The sequence below is a fragment of the Synergistaceae bacterium genome (genome assembly GCA_012728235.1).
In the GTDB taxonomy this organism is placed as follows: Bacteria; Synergistota; Synergistia; order Synergistales; family Synergistaceae; genus JAAYFL01.
On record JAAYFL010000124.1, the window covers coordinates 1 to 8,554 of the forward strand.

The 8,554-nt window shown below is 33.3% G+C and carries 11 protein-coding genes, 1 pseudogene and 1 riboswitch; of the genes and pseudogenes, 3 read left to right on the top strand and 9 right to left on the bottom strand.

Annotation, left to right across the window (positions count from 1 at the left end):
• From GXZ13_07090 to GXZ13_07110, 5 genes and pseudogenes are all read right to left on the bottom strand, one after another.
• A partial coding sequence (locus tag GXZ13_07090; protein NLX75573.1) for a hypothetical protein occupies positions 1-591 on the bottom strand: 591 nt, incomplete at its 3' end.
• Positions 592-653: 62 nt separating this feature from the next.
• Positions 654-760, bottom strand: a riboswitch (TPP riboswitch).
• A 106-nt stretch (positions 761-866) separates the two neighbouring features.
• A complete protein-coding gene (locus tag GXZ13_07095) occupies positions 867-1,778 on the bottom strand; it encodes a DMT family transporter (protein NLX75574.1) in 912 nt (303 codons plus the stop codon).
• Positions 1,779-2,091: 313 nt separating this feature from the next.
• Entirely contained in the window at positions 2,092-2,247 is a 156-nt protein-coding gene (locus GXZ13_07100; GenBank protein ID NLX75575.1) for a hypothetical protein, read from the bottom strand.
• A gap of 195 nt (positions 2,248-2,442) precedes the next feature.
• Positions 2,443-2,898 carry a hypothetical protein gene (locus tag GXZ13_07105; GenBank protein NLX75576.1) on the bottom strand — a complete coding sequence of 152 codons (456 nt, stop codon included), beginning with the start codon at positions 2,896-2,898 and terminating at the stop codon, positions 2,443-2,445.
• Between the two features lie 168 nt (positions 2,899-3,066).
• Positions 3,067-3,270: pseudogene (locus GXZ13_07110) on the bottom strand (hypothetical protein).
• Between the two features lie 334 nt (positions 3,271-3,604).
• On the opposite strand from GXZ13_07110, the gene GXZ13_07115 reads away from it, so the two are divergent.
• Together GXZ13_07115 and GXZ13_07120 are read left to right on the top strand one after the other, a co-directional pair.
• Positions 3,605-4,609, top strand: coding sequence for an ISL3 family transposase (locus GXZ13_07115; GenBank protein ID NLX75577.1), 1,005 nt, complete (start codon positions 3,605-3,607; stop codon positions 4,607-4,609).
• Positions 4,524-4,793 (top strand): transposase, encoded by a 270-nt coding sequence (locus tag GXZ13_07120; protein ID NLX75578.1) that lies wholly within the window; start codon positions 4,524-4,526, stop codon positions 4,791-4,793. Before GXZ13_07115 ends, GXZ13_07120 begins: the two co-directional genes overlap by 86 nt.
• 153 nt (positions 4,794-4,946) lie before the next feature.
• Here the strand turns inward: GXZ13_07120 and GXZ13_07125 are convergent, their stop codons facing one another.
• From GXZ13_07125 to GXZ13_07135, 3 genes are all read right to left on the bottom strand, one after another.
• Positions 4,947-5,486, bottom strand: a complete 540-nt coding sequence (locus GXZ13_07125; protein NLX75579.1) for a sortase — start codon at positions 5,484-5,486, stop codon at positions 4,947-4,949.
• Complete coding sequence (locus GXZ13_07130) at positions 5,464-6,936, bottom strand: LPXTG cell wall anchor domain-containing protein (protein ID NLX75580.1); 1,473 nt, start codon at positions 6,934-6,936, stop codon at positions 5,464-5,466. The genes GXZ13_07125 and GXZ13_07130 overlap by 23 nt, the downstream gene beginning before the upstream one ends.
• A 235-nt stretch (positions 6,937-7,171) precedes the next feature.
• Positions 7,172-7,417 (bottom strand): hypothetical protein, encoded by a 246-nt coding sequence (locus tag GXZ13_07135; GenBank protein ID NLX75581.1) that lies wholly within the window; start codon positions 7,415-7,417, stop codon positions 7,172-7,174.
• Between the two features lie 460 nt (positions 7,418-7,877).
• Here GXZ13_07135 and GXZ13_07140 point away from each other — a divergent pair, with 460 nt between their 5' ends.
• Complete coding sequence (locus GXZ13_07140) at positions 7,878-8,402, top strand: hypothetical protein (protein NLX75582.1); 525 nt, start codon at positions 7,878-7,880, stop codon at positions 8,400-8,402.
• Positions 8,403-8,414: 12 nt separating this feature from the next.
• Here GXZ13_07140 and GXZ13_07145 read toward each other — a convergent pair.
• Positions 8,415-8,554 (bottom strand): glutamine-hydrolyzing GMP synthase subunit GuaA (locus tag GXZ13_07145; protein NLX75583.1); only part of this gene is annotated, 140 nt, incomplete at its 5' end.

Below are 8,554 nucleotides of genomic sequence, written 5' to 3' on the forward strand. Positions count from 1 at the left end.
CAGATTCGTCCAGTTCACACTATGGTCACTACATTCCTGTTTCAAAAAATAATAATCTGCAATTTGAATTGCAATCATAGGTGCAAAAACAGAACCGATTAGATACAGAAAATCCGTAATATCTGTGATGGGAAAGAAAATTGCACCTATGGTACCAATTACCGCTGTACCGACAGCTATACATTTTCCATTGATTTTTTTGGAAATCGTTTCACTGGAAACGCCGGTAGAGTATGCATCCAAAAAGGTAGTTGTAACGGTTGAAAGCACAATGATTAGAAGAGCGGCAATGCCAAGTCCTGCTTTTACCATGATCTGAGCAATATCGGATGTGCCTGTAAAAATCGTTGCACCCATACCGATGACATACATCCAGCAGCTAACGACTCCATATACAATGACGCTGACAGCAGTCGCCTTTGTCGGTTTTTCTGCCTCACGAGTATAATCGCTGATTAATGGAAGCCAGGAAAGAGGCATAGCCACGGACAGCTCCACAGCAGCACGTTTACAATCATAACCGGTTGTAGCCAAATACCGTGCCAGCGTCTGTCCGGAGATATCATAATCAGTTCCATTGATTTTAACCATAAGAATTTCCTCCAAATAAAAAATGCGAAGAGCTACCGATTTGGTAAACTCCCCGCATATAATCACGGAAATATAAATGTCCCTACGTTGGCATTATCCAAATCAGGTATAGGGGTCGAAGGTTACACCTTCCTCTCAGCCTGTCTCACAAGCTCCCCATTTTTAAGTTCCTGTTCATTTTACATCCGTGTTGGCAGTAATACAAGGATTATTTGAACAGTTACAAAATTAGCATAATTCGCTCAAAATACAATTAAGCCAACTTATCTATCTAATTAAGCAATTTCATTGGAAGTTTCTAATGCTTTTTCTGCTTTAGTTTTAAGGCAATTTGGATGTAATTCTGCGATAAGAATGGCTGCAAACATAAGAACAAATCCAATTGCTTTGTTTATTGTCAAAGTTTCTGCAAAAAATACCATTCCGAATACAATTCCGAAAATGTTTTCAAAACTTAATATGATAGAAACACTTGTCGGGGATTCTGTTTTTTGTGAAATTGTCTGAAACAAGAAGCAAAGTCCTGAGCAAACGATACCCAGATATAGAACCCCAAAAACAACTGTCCCATTAACCTGACCTATAGAGAGATCTTCCTGTGTCAAAGTAAAAATCCACGCAAGTACAGCAGAAACAATAAATTGAAGCATTGTTATAATTCCCGGGTCCTTTCCTTTGCCCCATTTAGCAATCGCAACAATTTGAGTAGCCCAGAAAAGCGAGCTTACTATTGATATAGTATCTCCAAAGCTTATGCTTAACGATCCGGCAACGGAAACAAAGATAATACCAATCGCACACGTTACAGCCGCTACAATGTGATATAGCTTTGGTCTTTCTTTTAAAACTGCCCATCCAATAAATGGTACAAATATGCAGTATGCTGAAGAGAGAAAATGACTCTTTCCTGGCATCTCAAGCATTACACCGATTGTCTGTGAGAAATAAGCACAAAACAGACATATTCCTATGAAAATTCCCGACTTTATGTACTCCTTGTCAATTAACTTAAGTTTCTTTCTATAAATCACCGCCAGAACAATACTAGCAATGGTGAAACGTGTTGCGAGCAGCATTCCAGGTGGAATAAAATCGGTTGAACCCTTAACAGCAACTATTGAGCTTGCCCATGCCACCGAAACAAACAGTAGCAACAATTTGCCCTTAAGACTACCACTCTTTTGCATACAATAACTCCTCTCATATAACATAAAAATTTAACCTTGCATAAATTGTTAGTAACTATATTATTATTTTGTTATAAGCTTTAAGAAAACTCATTTTCTATTACAATTCTTCCTTCGCACGTTCATTATTATATCGAACAATAGGTTGTAATCTTTCCTTCAACCATATGTTTTTTTAAAAAATCTATATTTATTTCTTTCTATCTATTGTTAACATACAAAAAAAGAAAGCCTATTAAATGAAGCTTTTCAGCAAGCAGCATTAGTGTGGCATTAAAGTAATTCTATACTCTTTTCCTTATACGCTTGTCGTTTAAAGTTGCCGGTGGTCTTTGTTGATAACTTGTTTATTCATTTTATAACCATTTATATTCCGAAGGAATCTAGTAATACATACCTTAAGCAGTCCATCAGCTCCGTCGTATTCTATCTTATGTTCTAAATCTATTGCGAAATAGACACCCTTCATAAATAGCTGAATCCGGTGGCCCTAAAACCTTATCTTTTTCATCGCCAAAAACAGATAACTTTGCGACAAAAAAACCTTTTCATCTTCTTGTAAAGGAGCCTCATCTCTATTATCAACTTCTAATAGTGTGTTCAGGTATTCTAAATTTATCATATCAATTTTCTCGTTTGATTTTCTGAAAATCTTCGTCTCTCTCTAAATACTCCTGGAGGTAGCTTTTAACTGTGTTTTATTTTTTAAATTAACATCTCCATTCTCTTCAGATGTCTTCAACACAAATGTTAACTCGTTTTCGTCAATTTCATATAGCTCAAATAGTTGGCGTAAGCCCATCATTTTTGTTCTTGTACTTGTATTCGTATTAACAAAAATACCATCATATATTTTTTTATATTTTGGTTTACTTCGATGATTGTCAAAGTAATATTGCATACCATTTTCAGTTTTATTTACTTGATGAATCAGAACTTGAGGATTGTCCTCAATAATAAGCTCAATCATTCCCAAATACATTTCCTGCCAATTTTTAACACTTGTATAAGCTCCTAGATACTCATATCCATTAATTAATTTACCAGTTAAAGAATAATCGTCTGCCAAAGAAACTTTTTCTTCGATATACTTCTCAGGTCGAAAATCTGTAACAACCATTGGCCAAATTTCTCTCGCTTGGTTTAGCATATCTTTATTTCGATCTTCTATTTCAACCGAAGTCCATTTATTATATGCATAAGGCTGTTCTTTTTTACATATTGCAATTCAATTTCATTAACTCTTATAGGATTCAACAACTCTTATAGGATTCAACCTCTCCTGGTAGAAAGATTGAATTAAATGTATAGCTAAGACTGTTCCTTTAGTATCATTGTATTCTCGTGTTTTTATAAACTGAATGTGGGCTGTAGATGGATAACATTTGAATGAAGATACTAAAATTTTTTCATCAGTTTTTTCGTTCTTAGTAATATAATCTATTGCCAAATTTAGAGTTGATTTTATTGGATGTGTTTTTGTAATTGCCATACTAATCACCAGAACTTTCTTTTGATTTATTAAGAAGAAGGGAATGTATATCCCATATTTCTTTTACAATTTTTCTATTTTTTCTCTCATATAATCAATTTCATTTTTGTAAATAACACCTGTCGTATTAGTTACTTTTACAATCTTCTTTATGTTATTTTTTGCATTTGAAAGTAGCCATTGAAGATGTCTAAATAAATTAATCCTCATAATATGTAAGCAAAAAGACCGTAACTTTAAACTACGGTCTTATTTTTGGTTCTATAAAAAATGCACTTATCTCCATTTCCCGTTACAATTAAAGCACGACCAATAATAGAAAGGGTGAAGATAAGTGCAAAACTATTATAACGAAAATCTACTGAATTTAAAAGGTGTTACCATTGAGGACTGTGTACAAACCCAGTGGGCAATCGAAGTCTCACTCAATGCCATACAAGAGATCCCTTGTTGCCCTATTTGCCAATCGCAGAAAACAGCCATACACGACTATCGTACGCAGAAAATACAACATTTTCTCCTCGGTCCGAAACTTCTCATTCTCACATTGAAAAAAAGACGATTTGTATGTAAATGCTGTCAAAAAAGATTTACTGAAACCTATGACTTTGTGGGGCGCTATCAGCGTAGAACCAAAGAAAATATTCAGTGTATTCTTCATGCCTTAAAAGGCATCTGTGCCGTCAAAAGCATTGCAAAACAATACCAAATCAGCGGTTTCACGGTCCAACGTATCTTTTCGCATCTACAACCCGTTCCAGAGAGACTTCCCATTACTCTTTGTATCGACGAGTTCAAAGGAAATGCAGGTCATGAAAAGTACCAATGTATTCTTGTCGACGGTGTGAAAAAGAACATCTACGATATTCTTCCTTCTCGAAACAAAGAAGATCTTCACTCCTATTTCTCACGCTTTTCCAAAGAAGAAAAAGCACGGGTACGCTATGTAGTCATGGACATGTGCCAAAACTTCGCAAACATTGCAAGAACGCACTTTCCCAATGCACGCATCGTTGCAGATAAGTTTCATTTTGCGAGACAATGTTTTTGGGCATTAGAAAACACACGAAAAAGAGTGCAAAATACACTTCCTGAAAAAGAGCGACTGTACTTTAAACGAAGTAAATCGATTCTTAGAAAACACGAAAGAAAACTCGATGAAGACCAAAAAGCAAAGCTTTCTGTCATGAAAGCACAAAGCCCAGACATTTGTGATGCCCATATTTTGAAAGAACAGTATGTCTTATTCTTAGATGCAAAAACAAGGAAAGAAGCAGAAGAAAAAACTGGAGTATTGGCTTCTTCTCGCAGAAACCTCTGGATTAAAGGAGTTTCATGAATGTATTCATGCCCATAAGAATTGGAAAGAAGAGATATTACGTCACTTTGAAACTGGACTGACCAACGGTAGAACAGAAGGTTTCAATAACTTGATTAAGGTCATTAAAAGAATCTCTTTTGGGATTCCTAACTTCATGAATGTACGAAGAAGAATATTGTTTTGTAGTGCGATAGGAAGATAGAAAAATGAATATAAATAAAAAGGGATAGGAGATGTTTAGTCTCCTACCCCAACATTTGACACAGAACCTAAAAAGTCCTCTTTTGGGGAAATCTTGTTTTATTAAATTGTTATCTAGGAATCCTACTTATCTTTTCGTTCATATCAAATATTTTCATACCCCTGTCGTAATATTTATTTGATCCCCTTGTTCAAGTTTATGGATATTCAAAAATGATTGTTCCCCATTATATCCACCTCTATGACCAGCTATTACACTTAGTATATTTTTTTCATCTGTTGGATAATCAGTACTTTCTACTATACCAACACCTTCCCTTAGTTCTTTTTTACTTGTTCCTGAAAATATTGGCAGTGTAACACCTAACTTATTTATTTCAATGTAGCCTATAGCATTGGAGATGATGATTTCATCATCTCCATCAACTTCTCTATGCTGTGTTTTGTCATTTAGATTCTCCACTAAAACTTTGTTCTCTTGCTTATTAGTATTAGAAATATTAACTTTTTTGTTGTCTTGGAGAACATCTAACTTTGCATTTTTGATAAAAGTAACTTTATCTCTTTCAATTTCATTTTTTCTATCTTCTACTCTTATACTAGAATAAGCAAAATAACTTATAGAGAGAATAACAAGCAGAATACCCGCTACTTGTAAAAAGTTTAGTTTTTTAAGACCTTTCTTTTCTCTCATTTTTTCTTTTCCAGTTTCCAAGTAAAATTAAGCCTAAACCTGAAATCCCTAATATTATGCTGTATAAGAATGGATCTTGCGTATCTCCAGTATTTGGTAGATTTCTATCTGGAGTATCTGTTTTTGGTTTTTCTGGTTTTGTAGGAACCTCTTTTAGCTTGTTCACCATAGTAAGTTCAGCAGGTTTTCCATTGTTGCCATTTTTTTCTTGAAAATCCCATCTATGGCTTTCACCGCCGGTAATATTTACAGTATCTGCAATTATGCAACCATCAACATTCTGCCCAACTTCAACAGTATTTCCTACCGCTAAAATACTACCTTGAAATCTTGCTCGGTTTATATTTATAACTTGATTAGAAGCTCTATTTTTAAAATTCCATAGAACTACTGCATCGCTAAAATCTTCTGTTTCATGATTCGATCTGTCCGTTCCATCTGTATATTGCAATTTGATTTCAGCACCTATATTTATAGTTTGAGCATTTTTGGTATCTACATTTACAATTATATTAGAACCATTTTTATCAATACCTTTTATGATAATTGGTCTATCTTTTTCTATCTCTTCTTTAGTTAAATCTAAATAAATTGTACTCCCTGATCCTAAATTTTCATCTTTTATAGAAAATTTTTGTTCACTTGAATCAACATCATAACCTTCTATGGTTGTAACTTCTTTAAAATAATAATTTCCTTTTTCTAAATCTGTAACTGTAATTTTACCATTTTTAGTTTTTAGTCCTGATTTAATAGGCGAATTATTGCCCTCTTCATATAAATCAAATACTACATCATCAAGTAATTTACCATCTTCATCAGTTTTAGTTAAAATTACTGTCCCCGATGCAGTTGTCTTTACCTTGCTAACATCAAAGTATCTGTTGTTTTCATCATCAAAATTCTTTTCAACACTTGGTGTTTGTGGGTGTGTCGCTATTTCATCAGATGAGTTTTTTAATTTTTTAAATTCTTCAGCAAAGTTTATGTATTGGTTCCCATTTTTATCCTGAAAAATTTCGTCTTTATTTAGATGATCTAACTTATTACCATTCGCAGCGACTTTATTGCCATTATCTACCAATGTCAACTGCACATTCTCTCCGAAAACGGCTTTATTTTTTCTGTTTCCATAAGAATTTACAAACGAGTTACTCTGAATAAATTTTGCATTTTGTATATATGAAATATCAAGTTTAAGTGTACCTTCTTTAATTATTGTACCAAAGTTGCTTTGTGCATCTAAATCTCCAACAGCTACATTTCCTGCTGTATGCGCCTTTAGCGTAGCTTTATTAGCAAATATATGGAAATGTTTAGCTATTCCTAAAAGACCGCTTCTAGTCACATCTCCTGTTTGTTCTTCTGCATACGCAATACCACCACCTGTAACAGGTGTATTTAACAGCATAAGTAATACCATCATTACGCTTGCTAATTTCTTCTTCATTCTGCATCCTCCTTTTTATTTTTTACCATATTCAACTAAAGATGTTTTTATTTCTTTCAAACTACCATCTTGTATCTCCCAGGTTTTTATTTCTGTTGGCATTTTTTCTCCTTTCTTATATGTTCTTTTTATGTGGAATTTTAATCGATTAATGATTCTACTTTAACCCTTATATTTAAGGCGTTCTACTCTATATTAAAACTAATTGTAAGAATTTAATCATGGAATTTAATCATCAATTTTCGTTATAACTCTGATCTATCAGGTATTTAATCCTTTCAAGTTTCTCGGCTGACTTTAATGTTATTTCTAAGTCTCCTGTTCCCCAATGACCAATGTTACTAACATCCCTTACTAAGCCTGCTTTTTGTTCTTCTAAGTAATTATCTGGGTTAAGCCTCAAGTATAGTAGTATGCTTTTTTGTCTTACTTCTACACATACGATATTTCTAATCTTTTTAAATGCTGTATATAGCTTCAATTGATTTTCAGATACATCATCACCAAGAGATAATATATAGTCACGAATTGAATAATAGGTTTCTCTTAGCTCATTACTCGTTCCTTCTAATTGCTCAGCAAAGGTTTTATCTGCTACTTTTTTATAGATGTTCCTCCCTCATTACCTTCTACAATAGGCTTTACAATGGGAGTGTTTATTTGTTCAAATAGAATTAGGTCATTACCAAATTTTTTATATTTAATAAGTTTAATATTCTTCTGCATTTGATTTACTGCATGCTCATCAAATTTCGTAAAATCGTTGGCAATACATATTTTTAACCATTTTAAAATTTAGCTAGTAAAAATAATAATTATAAACTATATCACTTATTATTACAAGTCAAAATAAGTCAAGATAGTGTAAACTTCTTGTGGAATATAAAAGCGATAATCTCGTATAATTAAATTTGTATAGAATTTAGAATAGAGACTATCGCATGAATATCTTAACACAAAGACTTAAAAACATAAATGATTTTACTCAGCCTATACTAGATCCTACTGACCCGTTTAATTATGCAAAATTAGTACAAGATATGAATTTGTTTTCTGATAACTTTTGTAGACAACTGCTAAAAGAAACTTTAGAAAAATATGATTATGAGTTTATAAATACTCCTAATAGAACTGATAAATACTATGTTAAGAATACACGTAATAGAACTATAATTACTATTAATGGACCTGTAACCTATAGAAGAACCGAATATCGTTGTAGATCAACAGGCACTTATTATTGTCCTGCAGATATTAAAGCAGGATTATTTCCTAGACAAACAATACATAACTTTTTAAAAAGAGTTAAATCTATTGAAACTCCAGTATCACCCTCTAAAGATACACCAGAAACACTATATGTCATGGCTGATGTAAAGTTTATACCAATACAAAAACGAAAAATGCAACGATATCTTTATCGTTGCATTTTGGATATTTACTATATTTTTGTAATAAAATTCTAAACCACTCGGGACTTATTCCCACTCTATCGTACTTACGGGTTTATCTGAGATATCCCACAGCACTCTATTGACTCCCGGTACGTTTGCAATGATTTTATCTCTCATAGTCTTAAGCAGATCCCATGGGAGTTCGGTTGCTTCTGCTGTGACTG